This is a genomic window from Bradyrhizobium sp. AS23.2 (assembly GCF_001908185.1).
Lineage (GTDB): Bacteria > Pseudomonadota > Alphaproteobacteria > Rhizobiales > Xanthobacteraceae > Bradyrhizobium.
This window is the reverse complement of record NZ_LGHM01000075.1, coordinates 1-21,128: the sequence shown is the minus strand read 5'-3', so window position 1 is coordinate 21,128 and position 21,128 is coordinate 1. Positions and strand designations below refer to the sequence as shown.

Here is a 21,128-nt window from a genome sequence, read left to right as displayed (position 1 = left end):
CTCTCCCCAGCGGGGAGAGGTGCCCGGGGCTCGCATCGGTTCAAGTAAAACTCATTCCGCTTCAGGTCTCGTTGCGCCCATCGAAGCGTGTGCGCGCCGCGGCGATCTGCTCTAGGTGTTCGATCGCCCACTCCCCGAGCGCCTTCACCGGCTCCTGCAGTCCGCGGCCGAGATCGGTCAGCTCGTAATCCACCCGCGGCGGAATGGTCGGAAAGATCGTGCGCGTGACGAGGCCGTCGCGCTCCAGCCCGCGCAGCGTCAGCGTCAGCATCCGCTGCGAGATGCCGTTGATCATGCGCTTCAGCTCGTTGAAGCGCTTGGGGCCGTCGCTCAGCATCATGATGACGAACACGCTCCATTTGTCGCCGACGCGGGACAGCACGGAGGCCACGCCGCGGCAGTCGGCATGATCAGGGTCAGGCATTCGCGGTGCAGGCAAATCGGTGTGTTTCGGTTTCAATAATGTGCCCATGGCTCAAAAAAGTGCGTTCTTGCGGGGATTTTGGTAGTCACTCATGTAGTGCGGGTTACAAATCTATACCACGGATGACCCCAATGAAACTCCTCCATATCGACTCCAGCGTGCTCGGCCCCCACTCCGTCAGCCGGCAGGTTTCCGCCGCAATCGTCGACCGGCTGCGGCAGGCGACGCCGTCGCTCGACATCGCCTATCGCGACCTGACCCAGACCCCGCTCGCCCATCTCTCCGGCTCGCACCTCGCGGCCGCCCAGGGCGCGCCCGCACCGGCGGAACTCGGCCCCGACCTTGCCGCGAGCGCGGCGGTGCTGAACGAGTTCCTCGATGCCGACGTCGTCGTGATCGGCGCGCCCATGTACAACTTCACCATCCCCAGCCAGCTCAAGGCCTGGATCGACCGCATCATCGTGCCGGGGAAGACGTTTCAATACGGCGCGAACGGCCCGCAGGGGCTTGCCGGCAACAAGCGCGTGATCGTGGCGATCTCGCGCGGCGGCTATTACGGCGCGGACACGCCGGCCGCGTCAATGGAGCACCTCGAAACCTACCTGCGTGGGGTGTTCGCTTTCATGGGCATCACGAGTCCCGAATTCATCACCGCTGACGGCATCCAGGTTGGCCCTGAGCATCGCGAGAAAGCGCTGGCGGGCGCACTTCAGGCCGCCACCAGCTTGCGTGCAGCGTAGAGCTCACGCGGACAACAGCCGCTGCCGGATTCCGGCGGCGGCTGAAAGATCGGCCGAGCTAAAACCAGGCGCCCTGAACGCCCAGGATCACGGCCACCAGCGAGATGAACAGGCCGATGCCGGAGAAAAGAGCCACCCCGATGAACTCGGACATGTCAGAGCGCTTGGCGGGAATGGCGGAACGTTCGGTGTAAATACGCGGTGATGAAATCGGCGAAAAAATGCGGGCTGCTTTCGGCATAATGGACTCCATTAAAAATGAGTCTTTTGACCCCCTGCCCGTAGAAATGTCTTTGCAGCTCACGCGAAGGTTCAACGCGTCACGCAACGTTCAGAAAATACAGCTCGCAAGACGTAGGAACCGGACGGCGCAACCGCTTGCCGCTGCGAGGTCCGGTTCAAATTCTCACTTCACTTGATCAGCCGCGATAGATCGGCGCGCCGCTCGGAGACGCAACTGCGCCGCCGTCGACGAAGATCTCCTGGCCCTGAATGTGCGCGGAATCATCGGAGGCGAGGAACAGCACGGTCTTCGAGATGTGATCCGGTTCACCAATACGTCCGAGCGGCGTCGACAGCGCAATCCGCTTCTCGAATGCCTTCTCGGCCTCGGGGGGTTGCGATCGCGGCGCCCCAGATCGGCGTGCGGATCGCACCGGGCGCGACCACGTTCACGCGGATGCCGCGCGGCGACAGCTCCGATGCCATGATCCGCGCCATCGCCCGCACGCCGGCCTTCGCGGCGCCGTAGGCCGAATAGCCGGGGATGCCGAGCACCGAGATCACCGAGCCGTTGAGGATGATCGAGGCGTTGTCGTTGAGATAAGGCAGCGCCGACTGAACGGTGAAGAACACGCCGGTCAGATTGGTGCCGATGACCTTCTCGAAGACATCCAGCGTCGCCGAGCCGAGCGGCGTGCTGCCGGGAATGCCGGCATTGGCGAACACGATGTCCAGCTTGCCGAACTTTTCAGCCCCCTTCTTGATCGCAGCTTCCGTCGCGACGACGTCGGTCGCATCCGCTGCCACCGCCAGCGCGTTCGGTCCAAGTTCCTTCGCTGCGGCCTCCAGCGTCTCCTTGTTGCGCCCGGTGATGATCACCCTGGCGCCCTCGGCCACGAACAATTTTGCCGTCGCCAGCCCAATGCCGCTGTTGCCGCCGGTGATCAGGGCCGTCTTGTTCTTCAGTCTCACGCTCGCCTCCAGTGGTTGCATCATAAAACTAAATTGCCATCTAGGGCAGATAGTTTTATGATGCAACCACACAAGCGCGTGATCGACGCCGAAACCTGGCGAATGCTGTGGGACGAAGACGATGGTGAAACGAACGAGTTTTGAGGGCGATGCCTGCCCGATCGCGCGCTCGCTGGAGGCGATCGGCGATTGGTGGTCGCTCCTGATCATCCGCGAGGCGCTGTTCGGCGTGCGCCGCTTCGGCGAATTTCAGAGCAAGCTCGGGATGGCGAAGAACATTCTGTCCGTGCGGCTGCGCGCGCTGGTCGACCACGGCATTTTGACCACGGCCCCCGCCTCCGACGGCAGCGCTTATCAAGAGTACGTGCTGACGCCGAAGGGCCGCGGCGTCTTCCCGGTCCTGGTGGCGCTCCGGCAATGGAGCGAGGAGTTCGACGATCGCCCCGAAGAGATCGCGACCATCCTTGTCGATCGCGACAAGGGCCGCCCGGTGAAGAAGCTCGAGCTGCGCGCGGAGGACGGTCGCCTGCTCACCCCCGCGGAGACCACGTTGAAGCCGCAGCCGGCGCGGCGGCGACGGTCGGCTTGATGGCGCCAAACTGTCACGACACCGTCATTGCGAGCCAACGGGTCCGCGCGAAGCGCGGCCCGATGACAGGCTCCGCGACGAAGCAATCCAGAATCCCGCCGCGGAAAGACTCTGGATTGCTTCGCTGCGCTCGCAATGACGACGATAGAGAGGGCTCCCCGTCTCCGCCCCCCCTCACGACAGCTTGCGCTTGCTCCGCAGCCTCAAGTGCTCGTCGGCCTCTAACTTGGTCATGCCCAGGAGATGATGCAGCACATCGAGCTTGTGGCGCTCGGCGAGCTTGCGCAATGCCGCCACCTGCTCGGCGATGAAGGCCACTGCCTCATCCGCGCCGCCCTCCCCTGGTTCCTCACTGCGCAAACGTGCCTGCACGCCTGACGCGGCGCGCGCGCGCTTCCTTCCCGGCTTTGTCACCAGACCCACCCGAATCCATTCCCCGGAGAAACTTTACGCCGACAGGGATCGCAACTCCAAGGTGGTATTCTACAACTTTCTCGATATGAAACTTTTCCCATCGGGAGGGCTTTCAACACCCCTCGATTTGACAGCGACGGCCTCACCACCCATGTTCGGATCGAAACGGCCGACCCGAATCCCTTCGAAATCGGCCCAGGATTTTCCCGTAAGTTACTGGAACTACATGAATATCGTCATTGTGGAGTCGCCGGCGAAAGCCAAGACGATCAACAAGTATTTGGGCTCGTCCTACGAGGTTCTGGCCTCGTTCGGCCATGTCCGCGACTTGCCCGCGAAGAACGGTTCCGTCGATCCCGACGCAAATTTCAAGATGATCTGGGAGGTCGACCCCAAGGCGGCCGGCCGGCTCAATGACATTGCCAAGTCCCTGAAGGGTGCTGACCGCCTGATTCTCGCCACCGACCCTGATCGCGAGGGCGAGGCCATCTCCTGGCACGTGCTGGAGGTACTTAAAGAGAAGCGCGCGCTGAAGGACCAGAAGATCGAGCGCGTGGTGTTCAACGCCATCACCAAGCAGGCCGTCTCGGACGCGATGAAGAATCCGCGCCAGATCGACGGCGCGCTGGTCGACGCCTATATGGCGCGCCGCGCGCTGGACTATCTGGTCGGCTTCACCCTTTCCCCCGTGCTGTGGCGCAAGCTGCCGGGCGCCCGCTCGGCGGGTCGCGTGCAGTCGGTGGCGCTGCGGCTCGTCTGCGACCGCGAGCTCGAAATCGAGAAGTTCGTGCCGCGTGAATACTGGTCGCTAATCGCGACCCTGCTGACGCCACGTGGCGATGCCTTCGAGGCGCGTCTCGTCGGCGCCGACGGCAAGAAGATCCAGCGCCTCGACATCGGCAACGGCGCGGAAGCCGAAGACTTCAAGAAGGCGCTGGAAGCTGCCGCCTACGCCGTGACCTCGGTCGACGCGAAGCCGGCCCGGCGCAATCCGCAGGCGCCCTTCACCACCTCGACGCTGCAGCAGGAAGCCAGCCGCAAATACGGTTTTGCGCCGGCGCACACGATGCGGATCGCGCAGCGCCTTTATGAAGGCATCGACATCGGCGGCGAGACCACCGGACTCATTACTTATATGCGTACCGACGGCGTCCAGATCGCCCCCCGAGGCGATCACCCAGGCACGCAAGGTGATCGGCGAGGACTACGGCAACGCCTACGTGCCGGGCGCCCCGCGCCAGTACCAGGCCAAGGCCAAGAACGCGCAGGAAGCCCACGAGGCGATCCGCCCGACCGACATGTCCCGCCGTCCTGACAGCATGAGCCGCAAGCTCGATGCCGATCAGGCCAGGCTTTACGAGCTGATCTGGAAGCGCACCATCGCGAGCCAGATGGAAGCCGCCGAGCTCGAGCGCACCACCGTCGACATCACCGCGAAAGCCGGCGGCCGCACGCTGGAGCTGCGCGCGACCGGTCAGGTCGTCAAGTTCGACGGCTTCCTCGCGCTCTACCAGGAAGGTCGCGACGACGAGGAAGACGAGGATTCCCGCCGCCTGCCCGGCATGAGCGCGGGCGAAGCCTTGAAGCGGCAATCGCTCGCCGTCACCCAGCACTTCACCGAGCCGCCGCCGCGTTTCTCCGAAGCCTCGCTGGTCAAGCGCATGGAAGAGCTCGGCATCGGCCGGCCCTCGACCTATGCCTCGATCCTCCAGGTCCTGAAGGACCGCGGTTACGTCAAGCTCGAGAAGAAGCGCCTGCATGGCGAGGACAAGGGCCGCGTCGTGGTCGCGTTCCTGGAAAGCTTCTTCAGCCGCTACGTCGAATACGACTTCACCGCCGGCCTGGAGGAGCAGCTCGACCGCATCTCTAACAACGAGATCTCCTGGCAGCAGGTGCTGAAGGACTTTTGGCGCGACTTCATCGGCGCCGTCGACGACATCAAGGATCTGCGTGTGGCGCAGGTGCTCGACGTGCTCGACGAGATGCTGGGGCCGCACATCTATCCGCCCCGCGCCGATGGTGGCGACGTCAGGCAGTGCCCGAGCTGCGGCAACGGCCGGCTCAACCTGAAGGCCGGCAAGTTCGGCGCCTTCGTCGGCTGTTCCAACTATCCGGAGTGCCGCTATACCCGTCAGCTCGCCGCCGATGGCGAAGCCAGCGCCGACCGTTCGCTCGGTCAGGATCCCGACACCGGCTTCGAGGTCTGGGTCAAGGCCGGCCGCTTCGGGCCCTATATCCAGCTCGGCGAGCCCAAGGATTATGCGGAAGGCGAGAAGCCGAAGCGCGCAGGCATTCCCAAGGGCACCTCGCCCGGCGATGTCGATCTCGAGCTCGCGCTGAAGCTGTTGTCGCTGCCGCGCGAGATCGGCAAGCATCCGGAAACCGGTCAGCCGATCACGGCGGGCCTCGGCCGCTTCGGACCGTTCGTGAAGCACGAGAAGACCTATGCGAGCCTGGAAGCGGGCGACGAGGTCTTCGACATCGGCCTCAATCGCGCGGTGACGCTGATCGCCGAGAAGGTCGCCAAGGGCCCGAGCCGCCGCTTCGGCGCCGATCCCGGCAAGGCGCTCGGCGACCACCCGACGCTCGGCACCGTCACCGTGAAGAGCGGACGCTACGGCGCCTATGTCACGGCAGGCGGCGTCAACGCGACGATCCCTGCCGAGTTCGAGAAGGACACCGTCACGCTGCCGCAGGCGATCGCACTGATCGACGAGCGCGCGGCCAAGGGTGGCGGCAAGACCAAGGCGAAGAAGGCAGCCAAGCCGGCCAAGAAGCCGACCAAGGCCAAGAAGGCTGCCGATGGCGACGACGCCGCGTCGAAACCTAAGAAACCGGCCGCGAAGAAAGCCGCGGCCAAATCCAAAACTGAATCAACCAGCAAGGCGCGCGCAGGCGTGGCGTCGACGGCCAAGACGTCGCCCACCAAGGCGCCCGCCACCAAGGCTCCGGCCAAGAAGAGTGCCGGCAAGAATTAGAGGTTAAGTGAAACGCAAGAATGACCGTGGCTTTCCCGACCGGAATGCCATCGTCGCCTTCATCAAGGCAAATCATGGAAAGGCCGGAATCCGCGAAATTGCGCGCGAGTTCGGCCTGAAGAACGCCGATCGCGTCGAGCTCAAGCGCATTTTGCGCGAGCTCGCCGACGACGGAATCATCAAGAAAAAACGCCACAAGGTTTCGGATCCGGAGAGCCTGCCGCCGACGCTGCTCGCCGACATCACCGGCCGCGACAGCGATGGCGAATTGATCGCCTCCCCCGCCGAATGGGACGAGGTCGAGAGCGGCGAACCGCCAAAGATCGTCATCGAGATGCTGCGCCGGCCGAAGCCCGGCACTGCGGCAGGCGTCGGCGACCGCGCGCTGCTGCGCATCGAGCGCACCGACGAGACCGAAGGCCGGGCCTATCGCGGCCGCATCATCAAGATCATCGACAAGGCGAAGAGCCGCATCCTCGGCGTCTTCCGCAGCCTCCCCGAGGGCGGCGGCCGCCTTGTCCCCGTCGACAAGAAGTTCGCCGACCGCGAGCTCAACATCGCCCGGACCGATACGTCAGGCGCGCAGGACGGCGATCTCGTCAGCATCGACATCGTCCGCTCGCGCGGCTTTGGCCTCGCCTCGGGCCGGGTCAAGGAGAAGCTCGGCTCGGTCAAGTCGGAGAAGGCGATCAGCCTGATCGCGATCTACGCCCACGAGATCCCGCTGCAATTCTCGCCCGCGGCCGAGCGCGAGGCGGAGGCGGCAGAGCCGGCCAACCTTAGGGGGCGCGAGGATTGGCGCGACGTCCCGCTCGTCACCATCGATCCGCCCGACGCCAAGGATCACGACGACGCGGTCCATGCGCAGGCGGATGACGATCCGAACAACAAGGGCGGCTTCATCGTCAACGTCGCCATTGCGGATGTCAGCTTCTACGTGCGGCCGGGCACCGCGCTCGACCGCGACGCGCTCGATCGCGGCAACTCCGTCTATTTCCCCGACCGCGTCGTGCCGATGCTGCCCGAGCGCATCTCGAACAATCTCTGTTCGCTGGTGCCGGGAGAGCCGCGCGGCGCGCTCGCGGTCCGCATGGTGATCGGTCCGGACGGCCGCAAGCGCTCGCACACGTTCCACCGCATCCTGATGCGTTCGGCGGCGAAGCTGAACTACGCCCAGGCACAGGCCGCGATCGACGGACGGCCGGACGACACCACCGGCCCCCTGCTCGATCCGATCCTCAAACCCCTCTATGCGGCCTATGCCTGCGTCAAGCGTGCCCGCGACGAGCGCGATCCGCTCAATCTCGATCTGCCCGAGCGCAAGATCCTGCTCAAGAGCGACGGCACGGTCGATCGCGTCGTCGTTCCGGAGCGTCTCGACGCGCACAAGCTGATCGAGGAGTTCATGATCCTCGCCAACGTCGCGGCAGCGGAAATGCTGGAGAAGAAATCGCTCCCGCTGATCTACCGCGTGCATGACGAACCGACGCTTGAGAAGGTCCACGCGCTCTCGGAGTTCCTGGAGACGCTGGACGTCCCCTTCGCGAAAACCGGCGCGTTGCGCCCGACGCTGTTCAACCGCGTGCTGGCCCAGCTCGAGGGCCATGACTATTACCCGCTCGTGAGCGAGGTGGTGCTGCGCGCCCAGGCACAGGCCGAATATTCCTCGGAGAATTACGGTCATTTCGGCCTGAACCTGCGCCGCTACGCGCATTTCACCTCGCCGATCCGCCGCTATGCCGACCTCATCGTGCATCGCGCGCTGGTCCGTGCGCTCGGCCTCGGCGAAGGCGCGCTGCCCGACAGCGAGACGCCGGAGAGCCTTGGCGAGGTCGCCGCGCATATTTCGCTGACTGAGCGGCGCGCGATGAAAGCCGAGCGCGAGACCGTCGACCGCCTGATCGCTCACCATCTCGCCGACCGCATCGGCGCCAGCTTCCAGGGCCGCGTCTCCGGCGTCACGCGCGCAGGCCTGTTCGTCAAGCTGAGCGAGACCGGCGCCGACGGCTTGATCCCGATCCGATCCCTTGGCACGGAATATTTCAACTATGACGAGAGCCGCCATGCGCTGGTCGGCACGCGCAGCGGCACCATGCATCAGCTTGGTGACGTGGTCGACGTCCGTCTGATAGAAGCAGCCCCGATAGCCGGCGCGTTGCGCTTCGAGCTGTTGTCGTCGGCCGGCGAGACCGCACCCCGGGAGCGCAGGCAATTCCGCCCGTTGCGCAAATCGTCCAAGGCGAATCCCGGACGCAGCCCGAAACAGAAGAAGCGCAGGCCGGAGAAGCAGAAGAAGTCCGGCAAGGGGAAGAAGAGCAAGGGAAAGAAGGGCAAGGCATGGTCACAATGAGCACGACCCCAAAAATCTGGACGCGCGAGACCGGCCTCGTCGAGAAGCGCGACGTCTGGAGCGCGATGAAGCGCGGCTTTCGCGGGCGCTGCCCGCGCTGCGGCGAGGGCAAGCTGTTCCGCGCCTTCCTGAAGACGGCGGACAATTGCTCGAAGTGCGGCCTCGACTTCACGCCGCATCGCGCCGACGATCTGCCCGCCTATCTCGTGATCGTCATCGTCGGTCACATCGTGGTCCCGAGCATCCTCTGGATCGAGACCAACTATTCGACACCGGTCTGGCTCACCTTTGCGGCCTATCTACCCTTCACCTTCTTCGCCTCGCTGGCGCTGCTGCAACCGGTGAAAGGAGCCGTGGTCGGATTGCAATGGGCTCTGCGCATGCACGGGTTTGACGAGAACCCTCCGGATGGTATTCCGCCTGTGTAAGCAAAATAAGCAAGAACAGTTTGGGTGAGGACATGACGGATACGGTGCAGACAACGGAGAAGGCTAGGGTTCACGAGGAGAAGGAAGCCGATCATCATCCCTATTTTCGTCCGAGGGATGCGGCGACCCTGATCCTGGTCGATCGCAGCGGCACCATTCCGAAGGTTCTGGTCGGCAAGCGCCACGACAAGGTGGTGTTCATGCCCGGCAAGTTCGTCTTCCCCGGCGGTCGTGTCGACAAGGACGACCACCGCGTTCCGGTCGCAGCTCCCATCACCTCCGAGCTGGAAACCAATCTCGCCAAGGGCAGCCCGAAGACCCCGGCTTCGCGCGCGAAGTCGCTCGCCATCGCCGCGATCCGCGAGGCCTGCGAGGAGACCGGCCTCTGCCTCGGGCGCAGGGCCGAAGGCAAGGTGGCTAAGCTTGAAGGCGCCTGGAAGCCGTTCGCGGATGCGGGCCTCCTGCCCGATCCCTCAAGCCTGTTCCTGATCGCACGCGCGATCACGCCGCCCGGCCGCGTCAAACGCTTCGACACGCGCTTCTTCACCGCGGATGCCTCCGCGATCACCCATCGCGTCGAGGGCGTGATCCATGCCGATGCCGAGCTCGTCGAACTGGTCTGGGTGGAGCTCGGCTCGAAGCCGCTTGCTGACCTGCATCCGATGACGCGGAACGTGCTCAACGAGCTCGACACGCGCCTTGCCACCGGCCCGCTGCGCCACGATGCGCCGGTGCCGTTCTTCCATTTCTACGGCGGCAAGATGCAGAAGGATATCTTGAGCTGATCGGCTCTCGGCGTCGGGCACGGCGCAGAGACCATCCTCCGTCATTCCGGGGCGCCGCGTCAGCGGCGAGCCCGGAATCCATCGGGCCGCGGAGATTGCGGGGAAATGGATTCCGGGCTCGCGCTGCGCGCGCCCCGGAATGACGTGCTGAGAGCGCATCGAAAAACAAAATATTCTTCCCGCCCCTGCGGATGGCGGAGTTCCCGGTCGTCCCTATGTCTCCCCCAACGACACCCAGAACGGATACGGGGCGATGGCACAACGGCAACTCAAGCTTGGCGCGTTCATGCGCCCGATCAGCATCCACACCGGCGCCTGGCGCTATCCCGGAGCCTGGCCGGACGCCAACTTCAATTTCGGTCACATCAAGACGCTGATCAGGAAGCTCGAGGCCGGCAAGTTCGACGCCTTCTTCATGGCCGATCACCTGGCCGTGCTGAACATGCCGATCAACGCGCTCAAGCGCAGCCACACGGTGACGTCGTTCGAGCCCTTCACGCTGCTCTCGGCGCTCTCCGCCGTCACCGAGCGGATCGGCCTGATCGCGACAGGCTCGACCACCTTCGATGAACCCTACCATGTCGCGCGGCGCTTCGCCTCGCTCGACCATCTCAGCGACGGCCGCGCGGGCTGGAACATCGTCACCACCTCGAACCCCGACGCTGCGCTGAATTTCGGCCTCGACGATCACATGGAGCACGCCGAGCGCTACAAGCGCGCCCGCGAATTCTATGACGTGGTCACCGGCCTCTGGGATTCCTTCGCCGACGACGCTTTCGTGCGCGACGTCGAGGAAGGCCTGTTCTTCGAGCCGTCGAAGATGCGCGTGCTCGATCACAACGGCAAATATCTAAAAGTGCGCGGTCCCCTCAACATCGCCCGCCCGGTGCAGGGTTGGCCGGTGATCGTGCAGGCCGGCGCCTCGGAAGACGGCAAGCAACTCGCCGCCGAGACGGCGGAAGCCGTGTTCACCGGCGGCGGCAGCCTCGCCGACGGACAGAAGCTCTATGCCGACATCAAGGGCCGCATGGAGAAAGCCGGCCGCGATCCCGAGCATCTCAAGATCCTCCCCGGCGCCTTCGTCGTGGTCGGCGACAGCATCGACGAGGCCAGGGAGAAGCGCGCTCTCCTCGACAGCCGCGTGCATTACGACAGCGCCATCGCCTCGCTCTCGGTGATCCTCGGCACCGATGCCTCAGGCTTCGATCCGGACGGCCCGCTCCCCGAAATCCCCGAGACCAACGCCAGCAAGAGCGGCCGACAGCGCATGGTCGACCTCGCCAAGCGCGACAAGCTGACGGTTCGCCAGCTCGCCCAGCGCGTCGGCGGCTATGGCGGGTTGTCCTTCGTCGGAACGGCCAAGACCATCGCCGATCAGATGGAGGAATGGCTGGTCGGGCGCGGCTCCGACGGCTTCAACATCATGTTCCCGTTCCTGCCCGCCGGCCTCGACGACTTCGTCGACAAGGTGGTGCCGGAGCTGCAGCGGCGCGGGATTTTCCGGAAAGAGTATGAAGGGGCCACTTTGAGGGAGAATCTGGGCCTGCCGCGCCCCAAAAACCGCTTCTTTGAGGCCTGATCGGGCCGATTTGGGTGGTTTTCCGGCCTAGAGCCCGTTCGGGGCTCCAGGTTCTTGTTTTTGACGCGTTTTCTTTACGCGAACCGGCACCCACTTCGCTGGAAAACGCTCCGAAACCTTGACATCAGGCGGTTTCTGGCTAGGTTGCCGGCCAACGCGGGCCGTTTGGCCGGCTCCAGATTCCCTTCATTTTGAGGTCCTGAACATGGCCAAAGCGGTCACCATCAAGGTCAAGCTCGTGTCCTCGGCTGACACCGGCTTCTATTACGTCGCCAAGAAGAATTCGCGCACCATGACCGACAAGCTGGTCAAGAAGAAGTACGATCCGGTCGCGCGCAAGCACGTCGAATTCCGCGAAGCCAAGATCAAGTAAGATCGCGGGACGCTAGCGACTTAGGCGGGGCCCTCGAGGCCCCGTTTTTATTTGCGGCCGATGGTCGTAGCCTGCCGTCCATGATCACAACCCTGGACGAGGGACACGTCGGTGGCTACTCGGTCGCCTATAGCCGCGACGACACCTATTTCCCCGTCTATGTCACGGCGGCCCTCGCCGCGGTCTTCTGCACCACTGCCCTCGTCACCGGCGCGCTCTACTGGCTTGTGCTCGCAGCGCTTGCGGCCGGTTTCACCTACTACAACATTCCGCTGCTCGAGACCGGCCGGCCCATTATCGGCGCGAACCAATACGGCGTCTTCATCCAGGCCTTCGGCCTGATCCGGTGGCGCGCCATCGAGCGCATCGATCTCGTCGAGATCGCCGAACGCGCCATGACGGTGCACGAGCTTCAGATCGTGCTCAATGCGCCCCTCACCAGCGCGCTGGTGGCCGACTGGCGCAAGCAGCCTTCCTGGCGCTGGCTGATGCGCCTGCCCTGGCGGATGAGCCACACCAACATGGTACGGATCAATGTCGAGCCGTTCGATCAGCCGCCGGACATCATCCATCGCACGTTCCTGAGGATGTGGCGCTACTACCGCAGCTAGGGCGTTTTCGAGCGACATTGCGCTCGGCTGTCTCGAGCGTTTTCAAGCGAAGTGGATACCGGTTCGCGTAAAGAAAACGCGTCAAAAACAAGAATCTAGAGTCCCGTTCCGATTCCATCGGAACGGGCTCTAGTGCACGACCTCGCCATGCACTGTGAGATCGAGACCGTCGCGCTCCATATCCGCCGAGACCCGCAGACCGACGAACAGCTTGACCACATAGAGAATGATCAGACTGACGACGGCGTCATAGACCAACACCGTGCCGACACCGATGCACTGGTTGATGAACTGGCCGGGATTGCCTTCGAGCGCGCCCGCTGTGCCGCCATACTGCTCGACAGCGAACACTCCGGTCAGAAGCGCACCGACAATGCCGCCGACGGCGTGAACGCCGAAGCAATCGAGCGCGTCGTCGTAGCTGAACATGCCCTTCAGCCCGGTGCATCCCCAGTAGCAGAGGACACCGGCTGAAATGCCGATCACGAAGGCGCCGATCGGGCCGACGAAACCGGAGGCAGGCGTGATGGCGACGAGGCCTGCGACCGCGCCCGAGCACATACCGACGACCGTCGGCTTGCCCTTGAGCGACCATTCGACCAGCATCCAGGTGAAAGCCGCAACGGCCGTTGCGATCTGCGTCACCAGCATCGCCATGCCGGCCTGCATGCCTGCCGTCACCGCGGACCCCGCATTGAAGCCGAACCAGCCGACCCAGAGCAACGAGGCGCCGATGAAGGTGAGCACCATGTTATGGGCCGGCCCCGTCTCCTTGCGCTTGCCGAGCATAATGGCGCACATCAGGCCCGCCACGCCGGCATTGATATGCACGACGGTTCCGCCGGCGAAATCGAGCACCTTGACCCGGGCGGCGTCGTTGCCGGAGGCGAAGATTCCGTCGGGGCCCCACACCCAATGCGCAATCGGCGCATAAACGAAGATCGCCCACAGGCCGATGAACCACAGCATCGCGGAGAATTTCATCCGCTCGGCAAAGGCCCCCGCGATCAGCGCCGGCGTGATGATTGCAAACGTCATCTGGAAGCAGATGTAGACGCTTTCGGGAATCGTCGCCGCGAGCGGATTGGGATTGCCGATGCCGCCCTTGCCGATGTCGCTCAGGATGTCCCTCAGGAACACGCGGTCGAACCCGCCGATGAACGGCGTGCCGGCGCGGAATGCCAGGCTGTAAGTCAGGATCGCGAACAGGATCGTGACCAAGCAGGTCACAGCGAAGCTCGTCATCACCGTGTCGCCCACGTTCTTCTTGCGCACCATGCCGCCATAGAACAGCCCAAGCCCCGGGATCGTCATCATCAGCACCAGGGCAACGGAGGTGAGCATCCAGGCGGTGTCGCCGGAATTGGGCGTGCACTTCTCGAGGATCTTGCCGCCGCAAGCCGGCGGGCCCGCGTCCTCCGCAAAAGCAACGTCGCCGAGGGCGACGCAGAGAAGCGCAATTCCCAACAACGCGACCACCAACGTCACGAGCCTTTGGCGCGTGGATTTTCCTGATTCCATTGTCGTCCTCCCAAGGCGCAAGAGATGTCGCAAGAGATGTCGTCTGGCCGTGGCTTTGACTGGAATCCGCGAGATGAACGTTCGCGCCGGCGCGATGGCGCCAGCGCGATCAGCTCGGATTTTTGCGACACAACGATCGGGACTCGGCGCGCTGAGGTCGTCGAGCTTCAATGGCTGGAGACTGGCGTCGACCAGCCTCATGGCTTATCGGCCTTTCCCTTCGCGCCAGATCGGGAAGCGTCGGAGACGGTTCCAATTCTCCGTCAAGGCAGGCAAGATTCACGCCATGGACGGGTTTCTCACCCAACCCACTGACTGCGCTTCGATTCCAATTTGCTGCTTTGCGACAAGCCCGTTTCACGCTGCTTCACGCAGTGGCGCTTCGCCCAACAAATGAGCAGACTGCGCCTATGCCGTTCGCAACACCGGCGGCTGCGACGGCCGGATCAGCGCGAACGCGACCTGGATGATGCCGCCGGCAAGGCCAAGCGCCACGCCGATGCGCCAGGCCATCGTGTATGAGCCGAGCGAGTCATAGAGCACCCCGCCCCCGTAGGCGCCGAGGAAGCTGCCGATCTGATGGCTCATGAAGGCGAGTCCCTGGATCATCGCCTGCCAGCGCAGGCCAAACATCTCGGCGACCGCGCCCGCGACCAGCGGGCCGACGCCCATCCACAGGAAGCCCATGATCGCGCCGAACAGCAGCGTCGAGAATGGCGTCGCAGGCAGCATGAAGTACCAGGCGAGCGCGAGCGAGCGCAGGATGTAGATCCCGCCCAGCAGCGCCAGCTTGTTCCAGCGCTGGCCGGCCCAGCCGAAGAACAGCGAGCCCAGCACGTTGAAGCCGCCGATCATGCCGAGCGTCTGCGCGCTCAGCATCGGATCAAGGCCACAGATCGCGAGATAGGACGGCAGGTGTGTGGTGAGAAATACGAGCTGCATGCCGCAAACGAGATAGGCGCAGGTCATCACCATGAAGGGCGCATTGCCGAACGCCGCCTTCGCCACCGACGCGGCCGTGGCATCGCCGATGTCGTCAGCGGACGGCGTCGGCAGCGGAATCCTGTCGATGCGCCCGGCATACCAGGCGGCGGGAATCATCAGCACCGACATGACGACGAAGCCGGCGAGCCCGATGCGCCAGCCAAAACCCTCATTGAGCATCTGCCCGATCGGCGCCGACAGCAGCGCACCGAGCGAGCCCGCGCCGGACACAATGCCGAGCACGGTGGAGCGCACCGTTGCGGGCACCGCGCGCGCCGCCACCGACATCGCGATCGCCGCCGCGGTGCAGGCCAGCGAGGTGCCGATCAGCACGCCCCCGCCGATCATCACGCTGATGAGGCCGTTGGCGGTCGCCATGAAGACGAGGCCCGCAATGTACATCAGCGAACCCGCGATCATGATCGGCCGGAAGCCGTAGCGCACCGTCATTGCGCCGGCGAGCGGTTGCAGGAAGCCCCAGGCGAGGTTCTGCACGGCCAGCGCCAGCGTGAAGTCCGACACCGAGATGTGGATGTCGTGCGTCAGCGGTTGCAGGAAGATGCCGAGGCTTTGCCGCAGCCCCATGCTCAGCGTGAGCATGATCGAAGCGCCGATCAGGATGGGCAAGGTCGGACGCAGGACCTGCAACAGGGGCATTTTTCTTCTCCCTCATGGGCGCGGCGCAGTAGCCGTCGTCTGCAATTCCCGCTGATTTTGGTTACACAGACCTGTTTACTTAGTCTATAGTTAGCGGGTGCTGTCAAGCGCAGAGGACTTATCCCGTCGCATGGCTCCCTCGCCCGCCCAACAGACGATGAAAGAGCGGATCCTCGAAACAGCCGACAAGCTGTTCTATCTGCAGGGCATTCGCGCAATCGGCGTTGACACCATCGCGGCCGAGGTGGGCATCTCCAAACGCACGCTCTACAACCACTTCCCCTCCAAGGACGCGCTGATCGCGGCCTATCTGGAGCGCCGCTTCGTGCAGCCGCGCCCGTCCGACAAGCCTCCGGCCGAGCAGATCCTCGCCACCTTCGATTCGCTGGAGCGGCGTTTTGCGGCGAAAGACTTTCGCGGCTGCCCGTTCGTGAATGCAGTGGCGGAGCTCGGCGCAGAGGACCGCGCGGTAAAAAAAATCGCCGTCGCGTTCAAGGAAAACCGCCGCATCTGGTTTCGTGATCGGCTGAACGAGCTCGGTATTGCGGACGCGGATGCGCTGGCGACCCAGCTCGTGCTGCTGGTCGACGGCTCGATCGCGCAGGATCTCGTCCGCGACGATCCAGCGATGGCCCGCGCGGCGAAGGAAGCCGCGAAGGTGCTGCTGCGGAGTGCGGGCGTGGAAGTGGCAGAGGATACGGCGAAGCCTGCGGTGACGCGAGCCAAGCGCACGCCACAGTAACTGCTGTCTTCGTGTCGCAAGCTGTCATCACCCGCGAAGGCGGGTGATCCAGTATTCCAGAGACAGTGTGGTTAGAACCGAGAAGCCGCGGCGTACTGGATTCCCCGCCTTCGCGGGGAATGACAGCAGAGCTTGGGACACCGCGCAATGTTGGCAAAATGCGCCTGTTTTGCCCGACGTGTCAAACAGGTTGCTGCTCGCGTAAGCCGTTGATCCGGCTATCGTCGGCTACTGTGCATGGGGTTGTTTTCGCGCTTTTTGTTTCGGGCGCTTCTTGGCGCACTATTTCTCCGGCGTCGTCCCGGACAAGCGAAGCGCAGATCCGGGACCCATCACCACAGGGAGGAGTTTGGCGGAGACTCGTGGTTATCAGCTCGCGCCATAACCCCTCCCCGGGGTTATGGGGTCCCCGCATTCGCGGGGACGACAGCCGAGTTGGTGGCGCGCAGCCTGCGTCACGCCGCCTGCGACACCACGCGATTGCGGCCGTCGTGCTTGGCGCGGTAGAGCGCCGTGTCTGCGCGCTTGAGGACATCGGCGACCGCCTCGCCCTTCTGCTCCAGCGTCGTGAGGCCGATCGAGATCGTGACCTCGATGCGCTTCGTCCCCTTGTGGATCGCGAACGGCTCTCCGGCGATCGAGCGGCGCAGGCGCTCGGCAACCATGCCGGCGACATGGAGATCGGTCTCCGGCATCACGATGACGAACTCCTCGCCGCCGTAGCGGCAGGCGAGATCGATGCCACGGATCGACTTGCGCACGCGCACCGCGAACTCGCGCAGCACATCGTCGCCGGCATCATGGCCGTAACTGTCGTTGATCGACTTGAAATAGTCGATGTCCAGGATCATCAGCGCCAGCGGCTTGCCGCGGATCGAGGCCTGCTCGGCAAGGGTCGCCAGATGGCTTTCCATGTAGCGGCGATTGTGCAGGCCGGTGAGCGCATCGGTGATCGCCATCTCGATCGAATTCTGCACGTTGTCGCGCAGATGGTCGGTGTAGCGGCGGCGGCGGATCTGGGTGCGGGCGCGGGCCAGAAGCTCGTTCTTGTCGATGGGACGCAGCAGATAGTCGTTGACGCCGATCTCGAGGCCGCGGAGCAGTCGCGTCGAGTTCTCGGGATCCGCGATCGCCAGGATCGGCACATGACGCGTGCGCTCCAGCGAGCGTGCCTGGCTGCACAGCCGCAGGCCGTCGAAATTGTTGAGGTCGAGCGAGACGATCAGGAGGTCGTAATTGCCCTCGGCGGCGTGGAACAGCGCTTCCGTCGGGTTCGGCTCGACATCGACGGTGTGCTCGGCCGCGAGCAGCGTCGCCAGCCGCTCGTAGGAGGACTCGCGGTCGTCAACCAGCAGGATGCGGCCGCCCTTGCCCGTATCTGCGACCGCGCTGCGCTCCGGCGCCTGCATGCCGATCTCGATCGAGGTGATGGCGCGCATGCGCAGTTCATCGGTCATCATCTTCAGCCGCGTCAGTGAGCGCACGCGCGCGATCAGCACGACATCGGAAACGGGTTTGGTGAGGAAATCGTCGGCACCGGCCTCCAGCCCGCGGTTGCGGTCAGCGGGGCTATCGAGCGCCGTCACCATCACGACGGGAATGTGGTGCGTGGCTGGATCGGACTTCAGGCGGCGGCAGACCTCGTAACCATCGATGTCGGGCATCATCACGTCGAGCAGGATGATATCGCACTCGGCGCGGCGGCAGATCGCCAGCGCCTCGGTGCCGTTCGAGGCGGTCATCACGTCAAAATATTCGGCGGAGAGTCGGGCTTCGAGCAATTTGACGTTGGCAGGGACGTCATCGACGACCAGGATACGCGCGGACACTGAAATTCACTCCCTACCCGATGAAACGTCGGACCGTCTCAATGAATTTGCCGACCGAGATCGGCTTGGACAAATAGGCTTCGCAGCCGCCCTCGCGGATGCGCTCTTCGTCGCCCTTCATGGCGAACGCGGTGACCGCGACGACGGGAATGGCGCGCAGCTCCGGATCGTCCTTGATCCAGCGCGTCACCTCCAGGCCCGAGACCTGCGGCAATTGGATATCCATCAGCACGAGGTCGGGCCGCATCTTGCGAACGAGGTCGAGCGCCTCGTAGCCGTTGCTGGTGCCCGAAGTCTGGTAGCCGTGTGCCTCCAACAGGTCGCGGAAGAGCTTCATGTTGAGCTCGTTGTCTTCCACGATCAGGACGGTCTTAGCCATCCCGCCCTCCTGATTGGCCCGAAGACCGATACATATGACGCCTCAGGCGCCGCTCGCCGGCGCTTCGAAAACTGGATTCAAACTAGCCTCAGATTTGCTTGAGTTTCGTTAAACCCGAGGGTCGACTTTTTGCGATGTGGTTTCCAGCTGCTTGTCTGCGGTCGCAAGACTCAGGCCGAAGACTCGGGCATGATGATTCCAAATTAGAGACCGAAAGTTAATGGAAAGGCAAACCGCCCCCTTGAAAAAGCCTGTTCACAACCCCCGTGAAGTCGCTGAAATCGTTGCGATTCAGGCGCTCTCTTTCGTTGCGAGCGAGCCTGAGCGGCTGGGCCTGTTCCTGGCCGAGACAGGTGTCGGTCCGGAGACCCTGCGCAACGCCGCCTCGGATCCGAATTTCCTCCTCAGCGTGCTCGATTTCGTGATGCGCGATGACGCCACCGTGAAGGCCTTTGCCAGTGCCTCGGAACTGCATCCGACCAACGTTGCCGCGGCGCGGCAGGTGCTGGGCGACGCGCTCGGTGACCCCTCCTGGGAGCGCGACGTGCCGTGAGCACCCCCGACCCGGCCGGGCCCCGCTGCTTCTGCCGGGATTGTCTGGCCGATCTGGATATGGGCGTGCGGCGCTGTTCCGCCTGCGGTTCCCCTCGCCTCGTCCGCCACCGCGCGCTGTCAACGCTGACCATCGCCCATATCGACTGCGACGCCTTCTATGCGACCGTCGAGAAGCGCGACAATCCTGACATCGCCGACAAGCCCGTCATCATCGGCGGCGGCAAGCGCGGCGTGGTGTCGGCCGCCTGCTACATCGCGCGCACCTATGGCGTTCGCTCGGCCATGCCGATGTTCAAGGCGCTGGAAGCCTGCCCGCATGCAACCGTGATCCCGCCGGACATGGCGAAATACGTCCGCGTCGGCCGCGAGGTGCGTCAGGCCATGCAGGCGCTGACGCCGCTGGTCGAGCCGCTCTCGATCGACGAGGCCTTCCTCGATCTCTCCGGCACCGAGCGCGTGCACGGCATGGTTCCGGCCAAGGTTCTGGCGCGGTTCGCCCGCAACATCGAGCGCGACATCGGCATCAGCGTCTCCGTCGGCCTGTCCTGCAACAAGTTCCTGGCCAAGATCGCCTCCGACCTCGACAAGCCGCGCGGCTTCGCGGCGCTCGATCAGGAGGAAGCCCGTTTGATGCTGGCGGAAAAGCCGGTCGGCTTCATCTTCGGCGTGGGACCGGCGACGCAGGAGCGGCTGGTCCAGCGCGGCTTCCGCATCATCGCCGACCTGCAAAAGGCCGACGAGATCGAGATGATGCGGCAGTTTCCCAGCGACGGCCGCAGGCTGTGGCGGCTCGCCCGCGGCATCGACGACCGCCACGTCGAGCCCGACCGCGGCGCCAAGACGATTTCCAGCGAAACCACCTTTGAAACCGATATCCGCGATTTCGCAACGCTGGAAAAGATCCTGTGGCGGCTCTGCGAGAAGACGTCATCGCGGCTGAAGAGCAGCGAGCTTGCCGGCTCGACCATCACGCTGAAGCTGAAGACCGCCGACTTCCGCCAGCGCACCCGCTCGCAATCGATCGCGGCCCCGACGCAGCTCGCCGCGAAGATATTTTCGATCTGCCGCGAGATGCTGGCGAAAGAGATCGACGGCACCGCCTTCCGCCTCATGGGCGCCGGCGTCAGCGCGCTCCGCGAAGGCTCGGCCTCTGACGACACCGACATGCTCGACCGCCGCGCCGCGCACGCCGAACGCGCGGTGGACAGTTTGCGCAAGAAGTTCGGCAATGCCGCCGTCATTCGCGGCATTGCCTATGACGGGCCGGAGAAGGCGCAGGAGTGATGGATCCACCCTTCGCCTTCCACATCGTCATTGCGAGCGCAGCGAAGCAATCCAGAGTCTTTCCGCGGTGGCAGTCTGGATTGCTTCGCTGCGCTCGCAATGACGGGATTCGGCGGCGCCGCTTGCCGAGAGGCAGACAGCGATGACGGCTGAACGCGATCTCACTAGCCTACTGAGACACATGAAGCCGGAGCTCCGACCAGGCACCTTCGTGTTTTGCACGATCCCGACAAACGCAAGCATTCCGTCAGAGGTCAACCCGCTGGCGACATTCCGCGAGCAGGAAGGAACGACGCTCGTGATCTTACGCGAAGAGGCTGAGGCGGCTGGACTCCGCTACGCGTTCGCCTCGCGACTGATCACCTTGACGGTTCACTCCGCGCTCGATGCGTTGGGCTTTCTGGCGGAAGTTACGGCGCGTCTTGCCGAAGCCGGCATCAGCGTGAACGCCGTTTCGGCTTTCCACCATGATCATCTCTTTGTGCCGGCGGACGGAGCCGACGAAGCGATGGCTGTTCTGCGAGCCATATCCGCAGCAAAGTAGGATGGGTAGAGCGAAGCGAAACCCATCAAGCTCCTTCGGCGCAACAAGGGCGATGGGTTTCGCTTCGAGGCTGGGCAAGTATCTGTTTTGCGCCCACCTTACACGGCGTATTCGAATGTTGGACGAATTTGGCCTCGGAGTGGCGGTGGGGCGGCCCGTAGCCGGGCG

The 21,128-nt window shown here is 64.1% G+C and carries 19 protein-coding genes and 2 pseudogenes; 13 read left to right on the top strand and 8 right to left on the bottom strand.

Translation table 11 applies throughout. The features are described from left to right. Positions 1-61 precede the first annotated feature (61 nt). Positions 62-472, bottom strand: coding sequence for a winged helix-turn-helix transcriptional regulator (locus tag AC630_RS16700; protein ID WP_074119596.1), 411 nt, complete (start codon positions 470-472; stop codon positions 62-64). 83 nt (positions 473-555) lie between these two features. Between AC630_RS16700 and AC630_RS16695 the strand changes: the two genes are divergently transcribed. Continuing rightward, on the top strand, positions 556-1,164 hold the full coding sequence (locus AC630_RS16695) for an FMN-dependent NADH-azoreductase (protein ID WP_074119595.1): 609 nt from the start codon (positions 556-558) through the stop codon (positions 1,162-1,164). Between the two features lie 58 nt (positions 1,165-1,222). On the opposite strand, the gene AC630_RS16690 is transcribed toward AC630_RS16695, so the two are convergent. Together AC630_RS16690 and AC630_RS16685 are read right to left on the bottom strand one after the other, a co-directional pair. Beyond that, positions 1,223-1,405 carry a hypothetical protein gene (locus tag AC630_RS16690; RefSeq protein WP_074119623.1) on the bottom strand — a complete coding sequence of 61 codons (183 nt, stop codon included), beginning with the start codon at positions 1,403-1,405 and terminating at the stop codon, positions 1,223-1,225. Between the two features lie 178 nt (positions 1,406-1,583). Then, positions 1,584-2,358 (bottom strand): annotated as a pseudogene (locus tag AC630_RS16685) (glucose 1-dehydrogenase). Between the two features lie 121 nt (positions 2,359-2,479). On the opposite strand from AC630_RS16685, the gene AC630_RS16680 reads away from it, so the two are divergent. Next, the gene (locus AC630_RS16680) at positions 2,480-2,947 is read left to right on the top strand and encodes a winged helix-turn-helix transcriptional regulator (RefSeq protein ID WP_074119594.1); all 468 of its coding nucleotides are present in this window, start codon (positions 2,480-2,482) and stop codon (positions 2,945-2,947) included. 174 nt (positions 2,948-3,121) lie between these two features. On the opposite strand, the gene AC630_RS47025 is transcribed toward AC630_RS16680, so the two are convergent. Continuing rightward, the gene (locus tag AC630_RS47025; RefSeq protein ID WP_245330421.1) at positions 3,122-3,265 is read right to left on the bottom strand and encodes a hypothetical protein; all 144 of its coding nucleotides are present in this window, start codon (positions 3,263-3,265) and stop codon (positions 3,122-3,124) included. 322 nt (positions 3,266-3,587) lie between these two features. Between AC630_RS47025 and topA the strand changes: the two are divergent. The 7 genes and pseudogenes from topA to AC630_RS16640 all read left to right on the top strand — a co-directional run bounded on the left by topA (position 3,588) and on the right by AC630_RS16640 (position 12,465). Beyond that, positions 3,588-6,339, top strand: a pseudogene (topA, locus tag AC630_RS16670) (type I DNA topoisomerase). 7 nt (positions 6,340-6,346) lie between these two features. Next, a complete protein-coding gene (rnr, locus tag AC630_RS16665) occupies positions 6,347-8,689 on the top strand; it encodes a ribonuclease R (protein WP_074119593.1) in 2,343 nt (780 codons plus the stop codon). Beyond that, positions 8,677-9,117, top strand: coding sequence for a DUF983 domain-containing protein (locus AC630_RS16660; protein ID WP_074119592.1), 441 nt, complete (start codon positions 8,677-8,679; stop codon positions 9,115-9,117). The genes rnr and AC630_RS16660 overlap by 13 nt, the downstream gene beginning before the upstream one ends. Positions 9,118-9,149: 32 nt before the next feature. Beyond that, on the top strand, positions 9,150-9,902 hold the full coding sequence (locus tag AC630_RS16655; protein ID WP_074119591.1) for an NUDIX hydrolase: 753 nt from the start codon (positions 9,150-9,152) through the stop codon (positions 9,900-9,902). Positions 9,903-10,155: 253 nt separating this feature from the next. Next, positions 10,156-11,481 carry an LLM class flavin-dependent oxidoreductase gene (locus tag AC630_RS16650; protein ID WP_074119590.1) on the top strand — a complete coding sequence of 442 codons (1,326 nt, stop codon included), beginning with the start codon at positions 10,156-10,158 and terminating at the stop codon, positions 11,479-11,481. Between the two features lie 205 nt (positions 11,482-11,686). Beyond that, a complete protein-coding gene (rpmG, locus tag AC630_RS16645; protein ID WP_007603295.1) occupies positions 11,687-11,854 on the top strand; it encodes a 50S ribosomal protein L33 in 168 nt (55 codons plus the stop codon). Between the two features lie 80 nt (positions 11,855-11,934). Beyond that, entirely contained in the window at positions 11,935-12,465 is a 531-nt protein-coding gene (locus AC630_RS16640) for a hypothetical protein (RefSeq protein WP_074119589.1), read from the top strand. Between the two features lie 129 nt (positions 12,466-12,594). Here AC630_RS16640 and AC630_RS16635 read toward each other — a convergent pair whose 3' ends face one another. Then, positions 12,595-13,986 carry an ammonium transporter gene (locus AC630_RS16635; RefSeq protein WP_083636295.1) on the bottom strand — a complete coding sequence of 464 codons (1,392 nt, stop codon included), beginning with the start codon at positions 13,984-13,986 and terminating at the stop codon, positions 12,595-12,597. Positions 13,987-14,394: 408 nt separating this feature from the next. Beyond that, complete coding sequence (locus AC630_RS16630) at positions 14,395-15,627, bottom strand: MFS transporter (RefSeq protein WP_074119588.1); 1,233 nt, start codon at positions 15,625-15,627, stop codon at positions 14,395-14,397. A 130-nt stretch (positions 15,628-15,757) separates the two neighbouring features. On the opposite strand from AC630_RS16630, the gene AC630_RS16625 reads away from it, so the two are divergent. Beyond that, positions 15,758-16,369 carry a TetR/AcrR family transcriptional regulator gene (locus AC630_RS16625; RefSeq protein ID WP_074119587.1) on the top strand — a complete coding sequence of 204 codons (612 nt, stop codon included), beginning with the start codon at positions 15,758-15,760 and terminating at the stop codon, positions 16,367-16,369. A 455-nt stretch (positions 16,370-16,824) separates the two neighbouring features. Here the strand turns inward: AC630_RS16625 and AC630_RS16620 are convergent, their stop codons facing one another. After that, on the bottom strand, positions 16,825-18,198 hold the full coding sequence (locus tag AC630_RS16620) for a PleD family two-component system response regulator (RefSeq protein ID WP_074119586.1): 1,374 nt from the start codon (positions 18,196-18,198) through the stop codon (positions 16,825-16,827). Between the two features lie 13 nt (positions 18,199-18,211). Beyond that, complete coding sequence (locus AC630_RS16615) at positions 18,212-18,577, bottom strand: response regulator (protein ID WP_008566616.1); 366 nt, start codon at positions 18,575-18,577, stop codon at positions 18,212-18,214. Between the two features lie 241 nt (positions 18,578-18,818). On the opposite strand from AC630_RS16615, the gene AC630_RS16610 reads away from it, so the two are divergent. The 3 genes from AC630_RS16610 to AC630_RS16600 all read left to right on the top strand — a co-directional run bounded on the left by AC630_RS16610 (position 18,819) and on the right by AC630_RS16600 (position 20,960). Then, positions 18,819-19,130 (top strand): DUF3572 domain-containing protein, encoded by a 312-nt coding sequence (locus tag AC630_RS16610; RefSeq protein ID WP_074119620.1) that lies wholly within the window; start codon positions 18,819-18,821, stop codon positions 19,128-19,130. Next, positions 19,127-20,416, top strand: a complete 1,290-nt coding sequence (locus AC630_RS16605) for a DNA polymerase IV (protein ID WP_074119585.1) — start codon at positions 19,127-19,129, stop codon at positions 20,414-20,416. Before AC630_RS16610 ends, AC630_RS16605 begins: the two co-directional genes overlap by 4 nt. A 142-nt stretch (positions 20,417-20,558) precedes the next feature. After that, positions 20,559-20,960, top strand: a complete 402-nt coding sequence (locus AC630_RS16600; protein WP_074119584.1) for an ACT domain-containing protein — start codon at positions 20,559-20,561, stop codon at positions 20,958-20,960. Positions 20,961-21,128 lie beyond the last annotated feature (168 nt).